The following is a 20,650-nucleotide window of genomic DNA, read 5'->3' on the forward strand; positions in this document are numbered from 1 at the left end:
ACAGAACAGCGTCCCGTCAGGACTGGATGTCACACCGACGGGGCAGGATGGGAGGCGTGGCGGACGAGGTGACCGACGGGCACGCGGTGCTGGCGGAGTTCGGCGCGGCGACCCGGGAGTGGTTCACCGCGGCCTTCGCCGCGCCCACCGGCGCGCAGGTCGGGGCCTGGCGGTCGGTCGCCGCGGGGCGCAACGCCCTGGTGGTGGCCCCCACCGGCTCCGGCAAGACGCTCGCCGCGTTCCTCTGGTCGATCGACCGCCTCGCCAAGGAGCCCTCACCGGCCGACGCGCGGCGGCGCTGCCGGGTGCTCTACGTCAGCCCCCTCAAGGCCCTCGCCGTCGACGTCGAGCGCAACCTGCGCGCCCCGCTCACCGGGATCCGGCAGGCCGCCACCCGGCTCGGCGTCGCCCCGCCCGACATCACCGTCGGGATGCGCACCGGCGACACTCCGGCCGACGAGCGGCGGGCCTTCGCCCGCACCCCACCGGACATCCTCATCACCACCCCCGAGTCGCTCTTCCTGCTGCTCACCTCCGCCGCCCGGGACTCCCTGCGCGGCGTCGAGACGGTGATCGTCGACGAGGTGCACGCGGTCGCCGGCACCAAACGCGGCGCCCACCTGGCGCTCTCCCTGGAACGTCTCGACGCGCTGCTGGAGCGACCGGCGCAGCGGATCGGTCTCTCCGCCACGGTCCGGCCGATCGACACCACCGCCCGGTTCCTCGGCGGGGCCCGGCCGGTCGACGTGGTCCAGCCGCCCACCGCCAAGACCATCGAGGTCAGCGTCCAGGTCCCGGTGGAGGACATGACCCGCCTCGACGAGCAGGAGCAGCCGGAGGACGACCTGGGCGGCCCCGGCGGTCCGCGTCGGGCGTCGATCTGGCCGGCCGTCGAGGAGCGGGTCCTCTCGCTGATCCGGGCACACCGCTCGACCATCGTCTTCACCAACTCGCGGCGCAGCGCGGAACGGCTCTGCGCCCGCCTCAACGAACTGGCCGCCGAGGAGTTGGCGGCGGCCACCCCGCCGTCGGGTGCGGAAGCGTGGGGTGGGCCGGTCGGGCCGCTGCGGGCGCCGCGCCAGCCGGCCGAGGTGATGGCGCAGGCCGGCGGGGCGACCGGGGCGCCACCGGTGATCGCCCGGGCGCACCACGGCAGCGTCTCCCGCGAGGAGCGCAAGCACATCGAGGAGGCGCTCAAGTCCGGGCAGCTCCCCGCCGTGGTCGCCACCTCCAGCCTGGAGCTGGGCATCGACATGGGCGCGGTCGACCTGGTGGTGCAGATCGAGGCGCCGCCGAGCGTCGCCGCCGGCCTGCAACGGGTCGGCCGGGCCGGGCACCAGGTCGGCGCGGTCTCCCGGGGCGTGGTCTTCCCCAAGCACCGGGGTGACCTGCTCTCCTGCACGGTGGTCGCCGAGCGGATGAGCGAGGGCGCGATCGAGGAGCTGCACTATCCGCGCAACCCCCTCGACGTGCTCGCCCAGCAGATCGTGGCGATGGTGGCCCTCGAACCGTGGCGGCTCGGCGACCTGGCCGTGCTGGTCCGCCGGGCCGCGCCCTTCGCCGAGCTGCCCGACTCGGCGCTGCACGCGGTGCTCGACATGCTCTCCGGGCGCTACCCGTCGACCGCCTTCGCCGAGCTGCGGCCCCGGCTGGTCTGGGACCGGGCCGCCGACGTGCTGACCGGCCGGCCCGGCGCGCAACGGCTCGCGGTGACCAGCGGCGGCACCATCCCCGACCGGGGGCTCTTCGGCGTCTTCCTGGCCGGCGCGGAACGGGCCGCCCGGGTCGGCGAGCTGGACGAGGAGATGGTCTACGAGTCGCGCGTCGGTGACGTCTTCCTGCTCGGCTCCTCGTCCTGGCGGATCGAGGACATCACCCCGGACCGGGTGCTGGTCTCCCCCGCCCCCGGGCAGGCCGCCAAGATGCCGTTCTGGAAGGGCGACCAGCTCGGCCGCCCGGTCGAGCTGGGCCGCGCCATCGGCGCCCGGGTCCGGGCCCTGCTGCGGCAGAGCGACGCCGACGCGACCGCCGCGCTGCGCGCCGGTGGGCTGGACGACTGGGCCGCCGGCAACCTGCTGGCCTACCTGCGGGAGCAGAAGGAGGCGACCCGCTCCCTGCCCGACGACCGGACGGTCGTGGTGGAGCGGTTCCGCGACGAGCTGGGCGACTGGCGGCTCGCCGTGCACTCGGTCCTCGGCGCCCGGGTCAACGGGCCGTGGGCGCTCGCCATCGGCCGGCGCCTCGCCGAGCGGTACGGCGTCGACGCCCAGGTGATGCCCTCCGACGACGGGATCGTGGTCCGGCTGCCGGACACCGCCGACGAGCCGCCCGGCGCCGACGTGGTGGTCTTCGAGCCCGACGAGATCGCCCAGCTCGTCGAGGAGTCCGTCGGCACGTCCGCGCTCTTCGCCTCCCGGTTCCGCGAGTGCGCGGCCCGCTCGCTGCTGCTGCCCCGCCGCGACCCGCGCCGCCGGCAGCCGCTCTGGCAACAGCGCCAACGCGCCGCCCAGCTCCTCGACGTCGCCCGGGAGTACGCCGACTTCCCGGTCACCCTGGAGGCCGCCCGGGAATGCCTCCAGGACGTCTTCGACCAGCCCGCCCTGGCCGGGCTGATGCGCGACCTCGCGGCCCGCAAGGTGCGACTGGTCGAGGTGGAGTCCGAACGGCCGTCTCCGTTCGCCCGCTCGCTGCTCTTCGGCTACGTCGGCGCCTTCCTCTACGAGGGCGACGCGCCGCTGGCCGAACGGCGGGCCGCCGCCCTCGCCCTCGACTCCGCCCTGCTCGGCGAGCTGCTCGGCCGGGTCGACCTGCGGGAGCTGCTCGACCCGGCGGTCCTCGCCGAAACCGAGAAGCAGCTGCGCTGGCTGACCGAGCAGCGCCGCCCCCGCGACGCGGAGGACGTGGTCGAACTGCTCCGCGTCGTCGGCGACCTCAGCGACGCGGAGCTGGCCGAGCGGGGCGCACCGGTGGCGTGGCTGACCGAGCTGGAGTCCGCCCGTCGGGTGCTGCGGGTGCGGATCGCCGGCGAGGAGCGCTGGGTCGGCGTGGAGGACGCCGCCCGGCTGCGCGACGCGCTCGGCGTGGCGCTGCCCGTCGGCGTCGCCGAGGCGTACCTCGCACCGGTGGCCGACCCGCTCGGCGACCTGGTCGCCCGGTACGCCCGCACCCACGGCCCGTTCGCCGCCGCCAGCTGCGCCGCCCGCTTCGGGCTCGGTGTCTTCGTGGTGGAGCAGGCGCTGCGCCGGCTCGCCGCCACCGGGCGGGTCGTCTCCGGCGAGTTCGCCCCGGACAGCGTCGGCACCCAGTGGTGCGACGCCGAGGTGCTGCGCCTGCTGCGCCGCCGCTCCCTCGCGGCGCTGCGCCGGGAGATCGAACCGGTGCCGCCCCGGGCGCTGGCCGCGTTCCTGCCCCGCTGGCAGCAGGTCGGCTCGTCGGCCCGGGGCGTCGAGGCCCTCGCCGCCACCGTCGAGCAGCTCCAGGGCACGGCGGTGCCCGCGTCCGCGCTGGAACGGCTGGTGCTGCCCGCCCGGGTCGCCGACTACTCCCCCGCCCAGCTCGACGAGCTCTGCGCCAGCGGCGAGGTGGTGTGGGCCGGGTCGGGGGCGATCTCCGGCGGCGACGGCTGGGTCACCCTGGCGTACGCGGACGCCGCGCCGCTGCTGCTTCCCCCGCCGGAGGAGGCGCTGACCCTGACCCCGCTGCACGAGTCCGTGCTCGACGCGCTCGCCGACGGGCAGGCGCTCTTCTTCCGGTCCCTGTCGGACCGGGTCGGCGCCACCGACGACACCGCGTTGAGCGCCGCCGTCTGGGACCTGGTCTGGGCCGGTCACCTCACCAACGACACCCTCGCCCCGCTGCGGGCGGCGCTCGGCGGCGGGGGCGCCCACCGGTCCCGCCCCTCCGCACCGCGTACCCGCTACCGCCGGCCCGGCCGGGTGGCGCTGCCCAGCCGCAGCGGCCCGCCGACCGTGGCCGGCCGCTGGTCCCGGCTGCCCGAGCGCGACCTCGACCCCACCCGCCGGGCTGCCGCCCTCGCCGACCTGCTGCTGGAACGGCACGGCGTGGTGACCCGGGGCGCGGTCATGGCCGAGCAGGTGGTCGGCGGCTTCGCCGCGGTCTATCCGGTGCTCTCCGCGCTGGAGGAACGCGGGGCGGCCCGGCGCGGCTACTTCGTCGAGGGCCTCGGCGCGGCGCAGTTCGCCGTGCCCGGCGCGGTGGACCGGATCCGCGCCCTCGCCGATCCGAACGACGGCGGTCGCGGCCGGGGCGGGCCCGCCCTGGTGCTCGCCGCCACCGACCCGGCCAACCCGTACGGCGCGGCGCTGCCCTGGCCGGAGCGGGTGGTCGACTCGGGCGACGGCGCCGCGCCGGCCACCGGGCACCGGGCCGGGCGGAAGGCCGGTGCCCTGGTCGTGGTGGTCGACGGCGACCTGGTGCTCTACGTCGAGCGGGGCGGGCGGACGATCCTCTCCTTCACCGACGACGGCGACACGCTCGCCGCGGCGGGCAAGGCACTCGCCGACGCGGTGCACTCCGGCGCGCTCGGCGCGATGTCGGTGGAGCGGGCCGACGGCGAGGCGGTGCACTCCTCCCCGCTGCGCGACGCGTTGACCGCCGCCGGTTTCCGGGCCACCCCGCGCGGGCTGCGTCTGCGCGGCTGACCCCCGCACCGCCCCACGACACCCCGCACCCCGCACCCCGCACCCCGCACCCCGCACCCCGCACCCCGCACCCCGCACCCCGCACCCCGCACCCCGCACCCCGCACCCCGCACCCCGCACCAAGATCGTGCTTGATCGTGGATCGAGTGGCATCAGAGGGCGTTGAAGGCCACTACATCCTGGATCGAGCACGATCTTGCGGCGGAGGCGGCGGAGGCGGGGGCGGGACGGGGGCCGGGGCGGGGGCGGGGGCGGACAACGGTGAGCGGGCGAGGGTGGGGCGAAGCGGAAGCAGGCGAAGCGGAAGCAGGCGAAGGCGGAAGCGGGTCAGGGTGAGCGGCGGGATGGGGCCACTGAGGGCGGGTAGGGTGGCCCGGCCGGACATCGAGCACGGGACGGTGTGATGGGCACGAACGAGGTGCGACCCGCGGGGGCGCGCGATCACGACGCGGTGACGGTCCCGCACGAACGCGGGCGGCGCGGCCCGCACCCCAGCGACGGCTGGCACCCCGGTCACGGCACCAGCAGGGCGTACGAGGGGTCGGTGCCGACGGGCAGGCGGACCGGGGGTCGGCCGTGACCGACGTACGGTGGATCTCGCTGATGACCGACTACGGCCTCGCCGACGGGTTCGTGGCGGCCTGCCACGGGGCGATCGCCCGGCTCGCCCCGGCGGCCCGGGTGCTCGACGTGACCCACCTGATCCCCCCGGCGGACGTCCGACGGGGCGCGGCGGTGCTCGCCCAGACGGTGCCCCACCTGCCGGTCGGGGTGCACGTGGCGGTGGTGGACCCGGGCGTCGGCACGACCCGGCGCGGGGTGGCCCTGGCGACGCCCGGCGGACTGCTGGTGGGGCCGGACAACGGGCTGCTGCCGGACGCCGCCGCGGCGCTCGGCGGGATCACCGCGGCGGTCGAGCTGACCAACCCGGAGTGGCTGGGGCCGGCGGTGTCCCGCACCTTCCACGGTCGGGACGTGTTCGCTCCGGTGGCGGCCCGGCTCGCGCTCGGCGCCCCGCTGGACGGGGCGGGTCCGGCGGTGGAGCCCGGGAGTCTGGTCCGCCTGCCCGAGCCGGTGGTCCGGTCGACCGCCGACGGGTTCGACGCCGAGGTGCTGACCGTGGACCACTTCGGGAACGTGCAGCTCGCGGCGCCGGGTGCGCTGCTGGCGTCGCTGCCGTCGCGGGTGCGGGTGGCGGGGCGGCCGGCGGCCCACGGACGCACCTTCGGCGACGCCCCGGTCGGTGACCTGGTGGTGTACGTCGACTCGGCCGGCCTGGTGGCGGTCGCGGTGAACACCGGCCGCGCGGCCGACCTGCTCGGCGTACGTCCCGGTGTGGTGGTGGCGGTGACCGGCAGCTGAGATCGGCCGTCGCCGGGTGAGCGTCGTCTGTGGAATGCTGCTCCGGTGGGTGATCACAGTGTTGCTGCCGCCTGTCCCTGCTGCGCCTCCCGGACCGGTGGGGGCACCTGTCCGGTCTGCTTCTGGACCGACGACGGCCAGTCCGACGCCGACGCGGACGTGGTGCGCGGCGGCCCGAACGGCGACCTGAGCCTCTCCCACGCCCGGCTCAACTTCGCCGTCTACGGCGCCAGCCACCCGCGCTACCAGGACATGGTCCGCCCGGCCCGGCCGGACGAGCGCCCCTGACCGGCTGCGACGAGGCGAGCCGCCCGGTCCGCGGGGACCCGGGACCCCGGCGCTGGACGCCGCCGGGAATGCCCTGGCCAGGAGGCGCGGTCGAGGCGGGCGAGGGAGGATGGACGGGTGCCCGAAGGCGACACCGTCTGGAACACCGCCCGCGTCCTGCAACGCGCGCTGGCCGGCGCCCGGCTGACCGGCTCCGACTTCCGGGTGCCGCAGCTGGCCGCCACCGACCTGACCGGCTGGACCGTGCGCGAGTCGGCCAGCCGGGGCAAGCACCTGCTGCTCCGCCTCACCGCCCCGACCGACGCCGAGCTTCCCGAGGGTGCCGACGGTCCGGAGGGTGAGGGTCGGCGGGACTGGACGTTGCACTCGCACCTGCGGATGGACGGCGCGTGGCGGGCGTACGCGCCGGGTGAGCGGTGGACGGGGCGGCCGGCGCATCTGATCCGGGTGGTGCTCCGCTCGGCGGTCGCGGTGGCGGTCGGCTACCACCTGCACGAGCTGGCCCTGGTGCCGACGGCCGAGGAGGGGTCGCTGGTCGGCCATCTGGGCCCGGATCTGCTCGGCCCGGACTGGGATCCGGCCGAGGCGGTCCGCCGGCTCGCCGCGCACCCGGACGAGACGATCGGCGAGGCCCTGCTGGACCAGCGCAACCTGGCCGGCGTGGGCAACCTCTACAAGTGCGAGCTGCTCTTTTTGCGCGGCGTGTCGCCCTGGACGCCGGTCGGCGCGGTGCCCGACCTGTCCGGGACGGTCACCCTCGCGCAGCGGTTGCTGGCCGCGAACCGGGGCCGGTGGACGCAGAGCACCACCGGGTCGCTACACCGGGGCCAGACCAGCTACGTGTACGGCCGCCGGGCGCAGCCGTGCCGCCGGTGCGGCACCGCGATCCGTAAGGAGGAGCTGGGCGAACGGGTGACCTACTGGTGCCCGGTCTGCCAGCCGGATCGCGCCTGACCCGGCCGACAGAGCGTGGAAATTCCACGAACCGGCAAGATCCCCCAAGATACGGACGATTGGGTACTTCCCTCCCCCGGGTCCGACGTCGCATGCTGCGGTGGACTGCTCACCGATCGTCAGCAGGCAGCCGTCCGCCACGTCGGGGTGGTGGCCGGCGCGCCCCGGCCCCGGGGAGAGCCATGGCCCTGTTCCGCAGACTCCGGCCAGGCTGGGCGGACCGCACCGCCCGGACCGGCGAGGACCACCCGCCGACCGTGCCGGCCGCCCGGGTCGCCGAGACCGGGCCCGCCCGGCCCAGCCTGGACCCGGCGGTCGCGCCGCGCTGCTTCGGCCCGGTGCCGAACTTCGCGGCCAGCCCGCTGCCGGTGTCGGACCGCGACGGGCGGGTGGTGCCGGGCACCGGCATCCGCAAGTTCGTCGACCCGTTGCCGCTGCCTGGCGGGCCGGGCGCGCGGTTGCCGGTGGCGGTGCCGGACACCATCACCTGGCCGGGCTGCGACTACTACGAGATCGGGCTCCAGGAGTACGCCCAGCAGCTGCACCGGGACCTGCCGGCGACCCGGCTGCGCGGCTACCGCCAGCTCAACCTGGGCACCGACGCGACCGGGCACAACACGGTCAGCCCGCCGGAACGGCCCTGGCACCTGGGCCCGCTGATCCGGGCGCGGCGGGGTCGCCCGGTCCGGATCAAGTTCATCAACCAGCTCCCCACCGGCCGGGCCGGTGAGCTGTTCCTGCCGGTGGACGGGACGGTGGACGGGGCGGGTGTCGGGCCGCTGGACGGGCCGGCGCCGTACCCGCAGAACCGGGCGGTGCCGCACCTGGCCGGGGCGCAGACCGGCTGGATCAGCGCCGGCAACCCGTGGCAGTGGATCACCCCGGCCGGTGAGATCACCCCGTACCCGACCGGGGTGGGCACGGTGCCGGTGCCGGACATGCCGCCGCCCGGGGCGGGGGCGGTCACGCTCTATTTCCCGAACGAGCAGAGCGGCCGGCTGATGTGGCTGCACGACAACACCCTCGGGCTCTCCCGGCTCACCGTCTATTCCGGACAGCTCGCGCTCTGTGTGCTCACCGACGCGGCCGAGGAGCGCCTCGTCGACGACGGCGTGCTCCCCGCCGAGGAGCTGCCGCTGGTGATCCAGGACAAGACCTTCGTGCCGGACGACGCCCAGCTCGCCGCCCAGGACCCGACGTGGGACCGGGACCGCTGGGGGGCCCGGGGCAGCCTCTGGCACCCGCACGTCTACCAGTCGCGGCAGAATCCGTACCGGACCGACGGGGTGAACCCGACCGGGCGGTGGGACTACGGGCCGTGGACGCACGACCCGGACGGCACCGGCAGCCCGTGGGTCGCCCCGGTGCCGAACCCGCACCACGACCCGGTCGCCGAACCCGACGAGCCGCCGCTGACCCCGGGCGTGCCGCACCCGTCGGCGGTGCCCGAGGCGTACGGGGACACTCCGCTGGTCAACGGGGTGGCCTACCCCTACCTGGTAGTGGAGCCGAAGGCGTACCGGTTCCGGGTGCTCAACGCGTGCGCGGACCGCAGCCTCAACCTCCAGCTCTACCGGGCCCGCGCCGACGGCCCGGACGAGGGCGACGACGGCGGTCCGGCCGACCCGGACACGGGTGAGGTGCCGATGGTGGAGGCGGTACGGGCGGCGGACCGGCCGCCGTACTGGCCGACGGACGGGCGCGACGGCGGGGTGCCCGACCCGCGGGCGGCCGGCCCGGAGTTCGTCCGGATCGGCAACGAGTGCGGTCTGCTCCCCGCCCCGGTGGTGCTGCCGAACCGTCCGGTCGGCTTCCGGGTGGACCGGCAGGACCCGGCGGTGCTCAACGTCGACGGGCACACCCTGCTGCTCGCGCCCGGCGAACGGGCCGACGTGGTGGTCGACTTCTCGGCCGTGCCACCGGGCAGCACCCTGATCCTCTACAACGACTGCCCGGCGCCGCTGCCCCGCTTCGACCCCCGGTACGACCACCACACCGACGCCCCGGACCGCACCGCCTCGGGCGGGCTCCCGCCGACCCGCCCCGGGTACGGCCCGAACACCCGGACCCTGCTCCAGTTCCGGGTGACCGGCACCCCGGCCGCCCGGTACGACCTGACCCGGCTCGCCGAACGCCTCCCCGGCGCGTACGCGGCCAGCCAGCGGCCGCCGATCGTGCCGCAGCCCGCCTACGACCGGGCCTTCGGCACCCGGACGCTCCGGGAGACGCTGGTGCCGGCGCACGCCACCACGGTCAGCTTCACGCCGGTCGGCGCGGTCAGCCCGGTGACCCTGCCGGTGACGGTGAAGACGGTCGGGCAGGTCTTCGAGCCCCGGCACGGCCGGGCGGTCGGTCGGCTGGGCGTCCGGCACCCGCAGGCCGGTCCGCTCACCCCGGGCACCCTGCCGCTCGGCCCGGCCGACCCGGCCACCGAGGTGCTGTCGGTCACCGAGCCCACCACGCCGGTCGGCGCGCCCGGCGACGGCACCCAGCTCTGGCGGATCGTCGGTGACGCCCCGCAGACCCAGGTGGTGCACGTGAGTGGCTGCGACGTGCAGCTGGTCAACCGGGTGGGCTGGGACGGCGCGGTCCGTCCGCCGGACGGCGGCGAACTGGGCTGGAAGGAGACGTTCCGGGTCAACCCCCGGGAGGACGTGATCGTCGCGCTGCGCCCCGTCCCGCCCCCGCTGCCGTTCAAGCTCGGCGACAGCGTACGGCTGCTCGACCCGACCCGGCCGGCGGGCGTACGACTCGACGCCACCCCGGTCAGCCCGGTGGACGGGCAACCGGCGACGGTGGTGAACCATCTGGTCAACCTGGGTTGGGAGTACCGCTGGCAGAGCCAGGCGGCCGGGCTGCGCGACCAGGGCATGAGCCGTCCGCTGGTGCTGCGGGTCTCGCCTCGGGCGCCGACCGGGCTGACCGCCACCCCGGCGCCCGGTTCGGCGACCGCGCTGCCGGCCGTCGCGTTGGCCTGGACCGGCAACGGCGGTGCTCCCCCGGCGAGCTGCCACCTGCTGCAACGCGCCACCGACCCGGGCTTCACGGCCGGGTTGACCGAGCTGACCGTGGCGGCGGGCGCGACCCGGTACACCGACGCGACGGTGACGCCGGGCGTGACCTACCACTACCGGATCCGCGCCGAGAACGCGGTGAGCTGCTCGGCCTGGTCGAACAGCGTCCCCGCGTCGGTGCGGCTGACCGCGCCGGCGAAGGTCACCGCGACGGTCCCGCCGGCCGCGCCGCTGCGGGTGGCGCTGCGCTGGGCGAACCGCTCCTTCGCCACCGGCGTCGACGTGCAGCGGGCGACGAACCCGACGTTCACCAGCGGGCCGGCCACCACCGCGATCGGGGTCGGCGACAGCCATGTGGACGCGGCGGTGGCCCCGGACACCACGTACTACTACCGGGTGCGGACCACGTACCTGGGCGCGGCCTCACCCTGGTCGACGGTGGCCGTGGTGACCACGCCGCCCCGGCCGACGGCCCCCGGCGGGGTGGGTGTCCTCGTCGCCGTGCCCGGACCGGACACCGCGACGGTGGTCCTGAGCTGGTCGGCGGGCCCGCCCCCCGGTCCGGGTGCGGGCTTCGTGGTGGAACGCGCCACCGACCCGGCGTTCCGTGGCGAGCTGGCCGCGTTCACGGTCACCGGCCGGGGCTTCACCAACACCGGTCTGGCGCGGGGCGTCACCTACCACTACCGGGTCCGCGCCTTCAACGTCGTCGGCACGTCCCCCTGGACCACCCCCGCCGCCGTCACCACCCCGCCCTGACCCGCCCCGCAACTGCCCTGAACGAGGGCCCGGTCGACAGCGAATACGAGAAAGTGCGCGACGGGGGTCAGGGGGTGCGGAGGGGGGTGTGGCCGGTGCGGAGTTCGGCGAGGGCGGAGGCGACGCCGTGCAGCAGGTCGGTGGCCTCGGTGAGTCGGGAGGCGGCCGGGTGCGGGCCGCTCGGCCGGGCGTCCTCGGCGACGTAGCCGGCCGCCGCGACGACCAGCCGCTCGTACGCCGCCACCCCGGCGTCCAACTGGGCGACCAGGGTGCCGTGCGCCTCGGCCAGCGGGGGCCGGGCCTCGGCGGGGGCGAGTGCGAGGGCACGTTCCACGCTGGCCACCCGGCCGGCCAGGTCCCGCAGCGACCGGTCCGCGTCGGCGGCCTCGCGGACCGCCGGCTCGGCCAGCCCGGTCAGCCGGCCGGCCATCCCGGCGAGGGTGAGCGCGGCCCGGTCCAGCCGGGCCCAGGCGTCGGCGGCGGTGGTGCCGCGCAGGGCGAACCGGGCGCGGACCCGGCGTACCTCGGCGAGCACGCCGGGGCCGACGGGCAGCCGCTCGACGGCGGACACCAGCCGCGCCCGGGACCGGGCGGCGGCTTCGGCGGGTTCGAGGGCGGGCGGCGCGGGCACGGCGGCCAGCGCGCGCAGGTCGAGCCAGCGCCAGACGGTGACGGCGATGGCGCTGCCGGCGGCACCGGCCCAGGCCGCGTCCGGCAGCCCGAGCCCGGCGTACGGGGTGAGCACGGCGGCGGCCCCGCCGAGCCCGCCGGCCAGGACGCTCCACCGTCGGGCGGAGCGCCGCAGCCGGCGCAGTCGTCGGAAGTGTCGGGCCCGCTCGTCGGCCATCGGTGTCTCCTCGCGCTCAGCCCGTGGCGGTGCTGTCTCCGGTACCGCGTTCCCGGCTCATGCTGGCCCGGATCTCGTCGAGCCGGGCGGCGGCGGCCGGGTCGGTGGCGGGGCCGGCCTGCGACACCGCGGGACGGTCCGACCGGCCGGCGAGCTGCTCGCCGGCCATGCTCGACCGGATCTGTTCCAGTCTCGCCGATCCGGCGGAGTCGAGGGTCGCCTTCTGGATCTCCAGCATCCGTCCCTCGACGGAGTTGCCGGCCAGCTCGGCGCGGCCCATCGCGGTGGCGTAGCGGCGCTCGATCCGGTCCCGCACCTCGTCCAGCGAGGGGGTGGTGCCGGGCGCGGTCATCGAGGACATCGACTCCAGCGAGCGGGCCACGCTCTCCTGCATCTTGGCCTGCTCCAGCTGGCTGAGCAGCTTGGTGCGCTCGGCCAGCTTCTGCTGGAGGATCATCGAGTTGTTCTCGACCGCCTTGCGGGCCTGCGCGGCGGCACCGAGCGCCTGGTCGTGCAGGGTCTTCAGGTCCTCGGTGGCCTGCTCGGCGGAGACCAGCTGGGTGGCCAGCAGCTGGGCGGACTGCTCGTAGCGCCCGGCCTCGGCCTCGTCGCCCCGGGCCCGGGCCTGGTCGGCCAGCGCCAGGGCCTGCCGGGCGTTCGCCTGGAGCGTCTCGACCTCGGACATCTGCCGGGAGAGCTTCATCTCCAGCTGCCGCTGGTTGCCGATCACCGCGGCTGCCTGCTGGACCAGGGCCTGGTGCTGCCGCTGGGCCTCCTCGATGGCCTGCTGGATCTGCACCTTCGGGTCGGCGTGCTCGTCGAGCCTCGCGCCGAAGAGCGCCATCAGGTATTTCCAACCCTTGACGAACGGGTTCGCCATCTCCGCGTTGTCCCCTCAGTAGCGTCGCGTGCCGGGCGGAGGCCGACCGGCGGGCCGCGCGGCGTGTCTCCATCGTTGCAGCCGGACGCCAGCCCGGCATCCGTACCGCTGCCGACGACGCGCGGTGCGACCCTGATCAACCCTACGCGGCGTGGGCCACCCCGGCCACGGAGCGCGGTGGCCGGCTCAGGCGGCGCAGACCACGTCCCGCTCGGCGGGGCGGACCCGGGTGCTGCGCAGGGTCGCCTTCAGCGGCGAGTCCTGGCGGACCTGCACGGCCACCGCACCGTCGGAGCTGACGTGGCGGACGCCGCGGTTGGTGGCCTTGCGGACGGCGGTCGCGGCGACCGGCGTCGGCTCGTCGGCGACCGGCACCAGCACGCCGGGCATCTGCTCGGCCAGGGCGACGGTGTCGCTGACCTCACGCAGCAGCTCGGAGAGGCGGGCGCCGAGGGCGTCGCAGATGGCGGCCAGCAGTTCGCTGGAGGGCTCCTTCTGGCCGCGTTCGATCTCGGACAGGTAGCCGAGGCTGACGTTGGCGGCGGAGGAGACCTCGCGCAGCGTGCGGTGCTGACCCTGTCGGCGCGCCCGCAGCGCGTCACCGATCACCCGGCGTAGCAGGACCATCGCACCTCCCCCTGACGGGACCATCCGCTCCGCGGCCGGCGGCGACGCACCGGGCGCGGTGGACCGCTCCCGGCGCCGACGCTGAACCGTCGAAGCCTTCCCGCAACCGTACCCGTTGCCCGGCCCGCCGACATCCCGCCCCGCCCCTCCATTTGGCCGGGCCGTCACCGGGGACCGACCCCGGCCTGCTCGGCGACGACCACGTCGTCGGGTGTGTCGGCGTCGGTCGGGTCGGGGAGTTCCCGAGGCTCGGACGCCGCCGTGCCGCCGCCCGCCGTCTCCGCCGCCTCGACGGCGTGGATCTGCTCGGCCAGCAGCCGCAGCGCCTCGATCACCGCCGCCGAGCGGATGTGGTCCCGCCCGCCGTCGAGGTCGAGCTGCCGCACCTCGGTGCCGACCGGGCTGGCCACCGCCACGTACACCAGGCCGACCGGCTTGCCGTCCTGCGGTTCCGGCCCGGCGACGCCGGTGGTGGCGAGCCCCCAGTCGGCCCCGCACCGCCGCCGCCCGCCCTCGGCCAGCGCGACGGCCACGTCCGGGTCGACCGGCCCGCGCGCCGCGAGCAGATCCTCCGGTACGCCGGCCAGCTCCGACTTCAGCTCGGTGGCGTAGACCACCAGACCGCCCCGGTAGACGCCGCTCACCCCGGCGATCTCGACGATCGAGGCGGACAGCAGCCCACCGGTGAGCGACTCGACCGTCGCGAGGGTCTCGTGCCGCTCGTGCAGGCTGTGCACGACGGCCGCCGCCGGGCTCCCGGCGGGCCGTTCGTGCCTCGCATCCGTCCCCATGCCGGATCTCCTTCCCTCACCGACCCCCGCTACTCATCCTCCCAGTCGAATCCGCCGCGCCCGCCGATTCCCGGTCGATCATGGCGTCGGCGGCGTGGTGGATCTCCGTCACCGCCGCCAACTCCATGATCGACGGGGCGAGGGGGGGTGGGGCGGGGTGGGTGGGTCAGGGGGTGGGACGGCGGAGGCGGAGGGCCTGGGCGATGTAGTCGAAGCCGGTGAGGACGGTGACGACCACCGCGGCGCCCATGATCCAGGGGCCGACGGCGGCCAGCGCGGCGGGCATCGGCCAGAGGTACCAGGCGATGGCGAGGATCTGCAACGCCGTCTTGATCTTGCCACCGCGGCTGGCCGCGATCACGCCGTGCCGGATCACCCAGAAGCGCAGCGCGGTGATGCCCAGCTCGCGGGCGAGGATCACCGCGGTCACCCACCAGGGCAGCCGGTCGTACCAGGAGAGCAGCACCAGGGCGGCGCCGGTGAGCGCCTTGTCGGCGATCGGGTCGGCCACCTTGCCGACCGAGGTGACCAGCCCGAACCGGCGGGCGATCCAGCCGTCCACCAGGTCGGTCGCCGAGGCCACCGCGAAGATCAGGCAGGCGGCGATCCGCCAGCCGGCGTGGGTCATCCCGGAGAGGATCACCGACACGCCGAAGACCGGCACCAGCATCAGCCGCAGCGCGGTCAGCGCGTTCGCCGCGTTGAGCACCGGCACCCGGGCGACCACCGGGGCCGCCGCCGTGGACTCCGCCCCGGTCATCCCCGCACCCCGCTCCGGCCGCCGTGGCGTACCCGGCACCCCACCACGTGGCTCCCCCACTCCGTCAGGACCCGACGTGTGCCGCGCGGGACGCTGCCGAGATCATCTCATCCGGTACGGCCACCAGGTCGACACCCTCGGTCGCGGTGACCGTGGCCCGGACCAGGTCGCCGGGGCGCAGCGCGGCCAGGTCGACCCCGCCGACGGTCGGCGAGACCAGGGTGGTCGAGCCGTCGACCTCGGGGGCCTGGTGGGCCGCGCGCCCCTCGACCACGCCGTCGTCGACCGAGTCGACCAGCACCTCGACGGTCGAGCCGAGCCGCTCCTCGGCCCGCTGCGAGCAGAGCTCGTCGGCGAGCGCGCTGAGCCGGTCGTACCGGCGCTTGACGGTGGCGGCGGAGACCTTGCCGGGCAGGCCGGCGGCCTCCGTGCCGTCCTCGTCGCTGTAGTCGAACATGCCGATCGCGTCGAGCCGCGCCTCGGTCAGGAAGCGGACCAGCTCGTCCACGTCGGCCCGGGTCTCGCCGGGGAAGCCGACGATGAAGTTGCTCCGCGCGCCGGCCGCCGGCGCCAGGGCGCGGGCGGAGGCGAGCAGCTCCAGGAAGCGGTCGGTCGAGCCGAAGCGGCGCATCCGGCGCAGCACCGGCTCGCTGGAGTGCTGGAACGACAGGTCGAAGTACGCGGCGACGCCGGGCGTGGTGGCGATCACCTCGACCAGACCGGGCCGGGTCTCGGCGGGCTGGAGATAGCTGGCCCGCACCCGGACGATGCCGTCGATGGCGGCGAGCTGCGGCAGCAGCTTCTCCAGCGCCCGCGGGTCGCCCAGGTCCTTGCCGTACGACGTGGAGTTCTCGCTGACCAGCACCAGCTCGCGGACGCCCGTACGGGCCAGCCACTCCGCCTCGGCGAGCAGCTCGTCCGGCGTACGCGAGACGAAGGCGCCGCGGAAGGCGGGGATGGCGCAGAACGCGCAGCGCCGGTCGCAGCCACTGGCCAGCTTGAGCGAGGCGACCGGCCCGGTGTCGAGCCGGTGCCGCAGCACCTGCCGCAGGTGGGCCGGGGTGTGCTCGTCGGTCTGCGGGGCGACCCGGGTCGGGGTGCCGTGGCCGGGCAGCGACACCGCCGACGACTGGCGCTGGACCGGGGTGAGCGGCAGCAGCTCGCGCCGGTCGCGCGGGGTGTGCGCGACGAACGACTCGCCGGCCACCACCGCGTCCAGCCGGGCGGCGATGTCGGGGTAGTCGTCGAAGCTCAGCACCGCCTGCGCCTCGGGCAGGCTGTCGGCCAGCTCACGGCCGTACCGCTCGGCCATGCAGCCGGCGGCGACCACCTTGGCGCCGGTGTCGGCGGCGGCGAGCAGCGTCTGGATGGAGTCCTGCTTGGCCTTCTCCACGAACCCGCAGGTGTTGACGACCACCACGTCGGCGCCCTCGCCGTCGGTGGTGACCTGCCAGCCGTCGGCGTGCAGCCGGGCGGCCAGCTCCTCCGAGTCGACCTCGTTGCGGGCGCAGCCCAGCGTCAGCAGGGCGACGCGACGGCTCTCGGCGGGAGCAGGGGGGTTGGGGTTGGCAGACACCATCCGAGGGTACCGGGCCGCGCGGCGACCCCCGCGCCGCCCGCCCGGGTGACGGGGCCCGGTGCGGCGCAGGTCACCGGACGGGGTGCGGCGGGGCGGCGACCCGGACCAGGCGGTCGAGGAGGAAGACCTCGGTGCCGGCCAGGCCGGTGGAGCAGAAGACCGAGATCTGGTCCGCGCCGGTCCGGCCCGGGACCGCACCCGCCAGCACCGCGCCCAGGTCACGCAGCCGCCCGGCGTACGGGTCGACGGCCGCGAGCATCGGCGGGACGTACGCGGCGGCCTGTGCGGGTGAGTCGGTGACCAGCACCTCGGCGGCGTCCAGCAGGTCGGTGCCGAACTCGTGCCGGTCGGCCTGCTTGAAGCCGACGACGTTGACGTGGGTGCCCGGGGCGAGGTCGGCGGCGGCGAGGACCGGCGTGGTGCTGGTGGTGGCGAGCACCACCACGTCCCGGTCGGCCACCGCCTCGGCGGCGGTCCCGACGGCCCGGGCCGCCACGCCCAGCTCGGTGCGGACCCGGGCGGCGAACGCCTCCCGCCGGGCTGCCGACCGGCTGTGCACGGTCACCTCGCGCAGCGGGCGGACCGCGGCGGCGGCCCAGAGCTGGGTCCACGCCTGCCGGCCGGAGCCGATCACGCCGAGCGTGGTCGCGTCGGGGCGGGCGAGGGCGTCGACGGCCACCCCGCCCAGTCCCCCGGTCCGCCGGGAGCCCAGCTCCTCGCCGACGGCGATGGCCCGCACCGCGCCGGTCACCGCGTCGTGCAGGACCACGAGCTGCTCGCTCTCGGGGTGCCCGAAGGTGTCGTAGGAGCGGAAGCCGTACCAGTCGCCGGTGAGGTGGCCGGCGGTGAGCACGAGCCGGCCGCCGCCGAGCGGCGCGGAGGCCCGGGGCGGGGCGACCAGCCGACCGGCGTGGGCGGCGAGCAGCGCGTCCCGCATCGCGGCGACCGTGGCGGCGGCGTCCAGCGCGACGACGTCGTCGTCGGTGAAGAGCAGGCTCATGGCCCCATCCTGCAACTTGAAGCGAAGTTGAACTCCACCACGGGTGGGGAAGGTCACCGTGCCGGACGCGGTCGCCTCCGGTGCTACCGTCGGCTGCGGCGGCACCGCCGGTCTCCGACCGGGCGCCGTCCCGGACGAGTCGTGGGCGTACCCGGTCAGGCCAAGACGCCCCGGACGACGACCGACTCGTCCCGGCCCCGGTGGCCGGGCCCGTGTACCGAGGTGACCGCCATGGCCTGGATCGTGCTGGTGCTCTCCGGACTGCTGGAGACGGCGTGGGCGATCGCCCTCGACCGCAGCGCCGGCTTCAGCCGCCCCCTCCCCTCCGCCGTCTTCGCCGTGTCGCTGGTGCTCAGCATGGCCGGCCTGGCGTACGCGCTGCGCGACATCCCGGTCGGCACCGGCTACGCCGTCTGGGTGGGCATCGGTGCGGTGGGCACGGCGCTGGTCGGGATGCTGGCGCTCGGCGAGTCGGCCAGCCTGCCCCGGATCGGCTGCCTCTTCCTGGTCGTCGCGGGCGTGGTCGGGCTGAAGATCTTCCACTGACCCCCGTACGCCGACAGGGCCCGCCGGATCTCCTCCGGCGGGCCCTGTCGTGCGTCGTGGGGCTAGTCCTCCGCGCCGCGCAGCCCGACCAGCACCTCTTCCAGCTCGTCCGGCTTGACCAGCACGTCGCGCGCCTTGGAACCCTCGGACGGGCCGACCACGCCACGGGTCTCCATCAGGTCCATCAGGCGGCCGGCCTTGGCGAAGCCGACCCGCAGCTTGCGCTGGAGCATCGAGGTCGAGCCGAACTGGGAGGTGACCACCAGCTCCACGGCCTGCACCAGCAGGTCCAGGTCGTCGCCGATGTCCTCGTCGATCTTCTTCTTGCTCTCCTGCGCCGGAGCCAGTACGTCGGGGCGGAACTCCGGCTCGCGCTGGTCCTTGCAGAACTTCACCACGTCGGCGATCTCGCGCTCGGTCACCCAGGCGCCCTGGATCCGGACCGGCTTCGACGCGCCCATCGGCAGGAAGAGCCCGTCACCGCGGCCGAGCAGCTTCTCCGCGCCGGGCTGGTCGAGGATGACCCGCGAGTCGGCCAGCGACGAGGTGGCGAACGCCAGCCGGGACGGCACGTTCGCCTTGATCAGGCCGGTGACCACGTCGACCGACGGGCGCTGGGTGGCCAGCACCAGGTGGATGCCGGCGGCCCGGGCGAGCTGGGTGATCCGGACGACCGAGTCCTCCACGTCGCGCGGGGCGACCATCATCAGGTCGGCCAGCTCGTCCACGATCACCAGCAGGTAGGGGTAGGGGCGCATCTCCCGCTCGCTGCCCGGCGGGGCCTTGATCTCGCCGTTGCGCACCTTGCGGTTGAAGTCGTCGATGTGCCGGACCCCGTTGGCGGCGAGGTCGTCATAGCGCATGTCCATCTCGCGGACCACCCAGTCCAGCGAGTCGGCCGCCTTCTTCGCGTTGGTCACGATCGGGGTGACCAGGTGCGGGATGCCCTCGTAGCCGGTCATCTCGACCCGCTTCGGGTCGATCAGCAACAGCCGCACCTCGTCCGGGGTGGCCCGGGTGAGGATCGACACCAGCAGCGAGTTCAGGCAGGACGACTTGCCGGCGCCGGTCGCGCCGGCGATCAGGATGTGCGGCATCTTCGCGAGGTTGGCCACCACGAAGCCACCCTCGATGTCCTTGCCGAGCGCCACCACCATCGGGTGGTGGTCGCTGGTCGCGGCGCGGGAGCGCAGCACGTCGCCGAGCGCCACGTTCTCCGGGTCGGTGTTGGGGATCTCCACGCCGACCGCGCTCTTGCCGGGGATCGGGCTGAGGATCCGCACGTCCGGCGACTTCACCGCGTACGCGATGTTGCGGGAGAGCTGGGTGATCCGCTCGACCTTGACGGCCGGGCCCAGCTCGACCTCGTAGCGGGTCACCGTCGGGCCCCGGGTGAAGCCGGTGACCGCGGCGTCCACCCCGAACTGGTCGAAGACGCCGGTCAGCGCGGCGATCACCTCGTCGTTGGCCTTGCTCCGGGTCTTCGGCGCGGCACCGCCGCTGAGCATGTTGGCCGGCGGCAGGGTGTAGTCGCCGGCCAGCCCGTTGAGTTCGAGCTGCTCGGCGCGGGTGGGCAGCGGCGAGTGCTCCGGCGGCTCGACCGGCTTGCGGCTGGCGGGCACCTTCGACGGGGGCTTGCGCGGGATGACCAGGGTGTCCTGGAGGTCGACGCCATCCACGTCGGCGTCCGGGTCGTCCGGGTCCAGCGGTGGCGGCAGCCGCTTGGCCGGCCGCTTGCGGGCCGGCTTCTCCACCACCACGACCTCGGTCTCGTCGTCGGCGACCTCGGGGGGTGCGACCAGCGTGCCGGCGAGCAGCCCGAGCCGCTCGGGGATCTTGTTGATCGGGGTGGCGGTCACCACCAGCAGCCCGAAGACCAGCAGCAGGATCAGCAGCGGCACCGCCACCCAGGCGGTCAGCCCCGCCTCCAGCAGGTCGCCGATGCCCGCGCCGACCAGGCCGCCGGCGTAGTCGCGCTGGACGGCGTCGACCGGGTCCTGTCCGATGTGCAGCATCGCCGCGGTGGCGACCAGCATGGACCCCCAGCCGACCAGGCCACGGCCGCGGTGTGCGGGGTCGGCGGGGGTGCGCATCAGCCGCCAGGCACCGATCATCAGCAGCACCGGGACGACGATCGCGATCGCGCCGAGGAAGAGCCGGACGGTGTCGGCCAGCCGGGCGCCGACCGGGCCGGCGCCGCCGAACCAGATGGCCACCGCGCTGAGGATGGCGAGGCCGAACACCAGCAGCCCGCCGCCGTCGCGGCGGTGCTCCGGGTCGAGGTCGCGGGCCGAGGCGACCTGCCGGCCGGCGCCGCGTACCGCCCAGCCGACGCCGTGGGCCAGGCCCATCCAGACCGCGCCGACCGCGCGTCCGACGTAGACGGCCGGGCCGCTGCGGGCCACGGGTCGCCGCCGGGCCGGGGCCCGGGTGGTCTTCTTCGCCGGTTGGCGGGCACGACTGTTGGTCGCGCCGCGCGGCGACGCGCCGCGTCGCCGGCTCGCCTGAGAGGTACGGCCCGCCATAGAGTCACCGTAACGGCGTCACCCGGCAGAACGCCGCTTTTCCGGGTCGTGTCCGCG

Annotated in this window: 14 protein-coding genes and 1 riboswitch; of the genes, 6 read left to right on the plus strand and 8 right to left on the minus strand. The window is 75.6% G+C overall.

The window, feature by feature from the left end; translation table 11 throughout:
* Nucleotides 1-47: 47 nt before the first annotated feature.
* The 5 genes from ABUL08_RS16035 (at nt 48) to ABUL08_RS16055 (ending at nt 11,038) form a co-directional block, all read left to right on the plus strand.
* On the plus strand, nt 48-4,661 hold the full coding sequence (locus ABUL08_RS16035; protein ID WP_377521747.1) for an ATP-dependent helicase: 4,614 nt from the start codon (nt 48-50) through the stop codon (nt 4,659-4,661).
* 603 nt (nt 4,662-5,264) lie between these two features.
* Nucleotides 5,265-6,023 (plus strand): SAM hydrolase/SAM-dependent halogenase family protein, encoded by a 759-nt coding sequence (locus ABUL08_RS16040; RefSeq protein ID WP_350938655.1) that lies wholly within the window; start codon nt 5,265-5,267, stop codon nt 6,021-6,023.
* A 45-nt stretch (nt 6,024-6,068) separates the two neighbouring features.
* Nucleotides 6,069-6,311 (plus strand): CPCC family cysteine-rich protein, encoded by a 243-nt coding sequence (locus ABUL08_RS16045; RefSeq protein WP_350930722.1) that lies wholly within the window; start codon nt 6,069-6,071, stop codon nt 6,309-6,311.
* A gap of 117 nt (nt 6,312-6,428) precedes the next feature.
* Nucleotides 6,429-7,265, plus strand: coding sequence for a DNA-formamidopyrimidine glycosylase family protein (locus ABUL08_RS16050; RefSeq protein WP_350930723.1), 837 nt, complete (start codon nt 6,429-6,431; stop codon nt 7,263-7,265).
* 182 nt (nt 7,266-7,447) lie between these two features.
* Entirely contained in the window at nt 7,448-11,038 is a 3,591-nt protein-coding gene (locus tag ABUL08_RS16055) for a fibronectin type III domain-containing protein (RefSeq protein ID WP_350930724.1), read from the plus strand.
* 67 nt (nt 11,039-11,105) lie between these two features.
* On the opposite strand, the gene pspM is transcribed toward ABUL08_RS16055, so the two are convergent.
* From pspM to ABUL08_RS16090, 7 genes are all read right to left on the minus strand, one after another.
* A complete protein-coding gene (gene pspM / locus ABUL08_RS16060; protein ID WP_350930725.1) occupies nt 11,106-11,885 on the minus strand; it encodes a phage shock envelope stress response protein PspM in 780 nt (259 codons plus the stop codon).
* 16 nt (nt 11,886-11,901) lie between these two features.
* Complete coding sequence (locus ABUL08_RS16065) at nt 11,902-12,765, minus strand: PspA/IM30 family protein (RefSeq protein WP_350930726.1); 864 nt, start codon at nt 12,763-12,765, stop codon at nt 11,902-11,904.
* 186 nt (nt 12,766-12,951) lie between these two features.
* Nucleotides 12,952-13,392: a helix-turn-helix domain-containing protein gene (locus tag ABUL08_RS16070; RefSeq protein ID WP_350930727.1), complete on the minus strand. Its 441-nt coding sequence runs from the start codon at nt 13,390-13,392 to the stop codon at nt 12,952-12,954.
* Nucleotides 13,393-13,556: 164 nt separating this feature from the next.
* The gene (locus ABUL08_RS16075; RefSeq protein WP_350930728.1) at nt 13,557-14,183 is read right to left on the minus strand and encodes a CinA family protein; all 627 of its coding nucleotides are present in this window, start codon (nt 14,181-14,183) and stop codon (nt 13,557-13,559) included.
* Between the two features lie 166 nt (nt 14,184-14,349).
* Nucleotides 14,350-14,943, minus strand: a complete 594-nt coding sequence (gene pgsA / locus ABUL08_RS16080) for a CDP-diacylglycerol--glycerol-3-phosphate 3-phosphatidyltransferase (protein ID WP_350930729.1) — start codon at nt 14,941-14,943, stop codon at nt 14,350-14,352.
* 64 nt (nt 14,944-15,007) lie between these two features.
* On the minus strand, nt 15,008-16,522 hold the full coding sequence (gene rimO, locus ABUL08_RS16085; protein WP_350930730.1) for a 30S ribosomal protein S12 methylthiotransferase RimO: 1,515 nt from the start codon (nt 16,520-16,522) through the stop codon (nt 15,008-15,010).
* Nucleotides 16,523-16,592: 70 nt separating this feature from the next.
* Complete coding sequence (locus ABUL08_RS16090) at nt 16,593-17,522, minus strand: ornithine cyclodeaminase family protein (RefSeq protein WP_350930731.1); 930 nt, start codon at nt 17,520-17,522, stop codon at nt 16,593-16,595.
* A gap of 116 nt (nt 17,523-17,638) precedes the next feature.
* Nucleotides 17,639-17,697: riboswitch (guanidine-III (ykkC-III) riboswitch) on the plus strand.
* Between the two features lie 56 nt (nt 17,698-17,753).
* On the opposite strand from ABUL08_RS16090, the gene ABUL08_RS16095 reads away from it, so the two are divergent.
* The gene (locus ABUL08_RS16095; protein ID WP_350930732.1) at nt 17,754-18,068 is read left to right on the plus strand and encodes a DMT family transporter; all 315 of its coding nucleotides are present in this window, start codon (nt 17,754-17,756) and stop codon (nt 18,066-18,068) included.
* A gap of 62 nt (nt 18,069-18,130) precedes the next feature.
* On the opposite strand, the gene ABUL08_RS16100 is transcribed toward ABUL08_RS16095, so the two are convergent.
* The gene (locus tag ABUL08_RS16100; RefSeq protein ID WP_350930733.1) at nt 18,131-20,593 is read right to left on the minus strand and encodes an FtsK/SpoIIIE family DNA translocase; all 2,463 of its coding nucleotides are present in this window, start codon (nt 20,591-20,593) and stop codon (nt 18,131-18,133) included.
* Between the last annotated feature and the right edge of the window lie 57 nt (nt 20,594-20,650).

The sequence above is a fragment of the Micromonospora sp. CCTCC AA 2012012 genome, assembly GCF_040499845.1.
Taxonomy (GTDB): domain Bacteria; phylum Actinomycetota; class Actinomycetes; order Mycobacteriales; family Micromonosporaceae; genus Micromonospora; species Micromonospora mangrovi.

What these genes read in the sequence shown, in the direction of transcription:
- pspM (WP_350930725.1), bottom strand. Translation starts at nt 11,885, where the DNA reads ATGGCCGACGAGCGGGCCCGACACTTCCGACGACTGCGCCGGCTGCGG.
- ABUL08_RS16095 (WP_350930732.1), top strand. Translation starts at nt 17,754, where the DNA reads ATGGCCTGGATCGTGCTGGTGCTCTCCGGACTGCTGGAGACGGCGTGG.
- ABUL08_RS16040 (WP_350938655.1), top strand. Translation starts at nt 5,265, where the DNA reads ATGACCGACTACGGCCTCGCCGACGGGTTCGTGGCGGCCTGCCACGGG.
- ABUL08_RS16070 (WP_350930727.1), bottom strand. Translation starts at nt 13,392, where the DNA reads ATGGTCCTGCTACGCCGGGTGATCGGTGACGCGCTGCGGGCGCGCCGA.
- pgsA (WP_350930729.1), bottom strand. Translation starts at nt 14,943, where the DNA reads ATGACCGGGGCGGAGTCCACGGCGGCGGCCCCGGTGGTCGCCCGGGTG.
- ABUL08_RS16055 (WP_350930724.1), top strand. Translation starts at nt 7,448, where the DNA reads ATGGCCCTGTTCCGCAGACTCCGGCCAGGCTGGGCGGACCGCACCGCC.
- rimO (WP_350930730.1), bottom strand. Translation starts at nt 16,522, where the DNA reads ATGGTGTCTGCCAACCCCAACCCCCCTGCTCCCGCCGAGAGCCGTCGC.
- ABUL08_RS16065 (WP_350930726.1), bottom strand. Translation starts at nt 12,765, where the DNA reads ATGGCGAACCCGTTCGTCAAGGGTTGGAAATACCTGATGGCGCTCTTC.
- ABUL08_RS16090 (WP_350930731.1), bottom strand. Translation starts at nt 17,522, where the DNA reads ATGAGCCTGCTCTTCACCGACGACGACGTCGTCGCGCTGGACGCCGCC.
- ABUL08_RS16035 (WP_377521747.1), top strand. Translation starts at nt 48, where the DNA reads ATGGGAGGCGTGGCGGACGAGGTGACCGACGGGCACGCGGTGCTGGCG.
- ABUL08_RS16100 (WP_350930733.1), bottom strand. Translation starts at nt 20,593, where the DNA reads ATGGCGGGCCGTACCTCTCAGGCGAGCCGGCGACGCGGCGCGTCGCCG.
- ABUL08_RS16075 (WP_350930728.1), bottom strand. Translation starts at nt 14,183, where the DNA reads ATGGGGACGGATGCGAGGCACGAACGGCCCGCCGGGAGCCCGGCGGCG.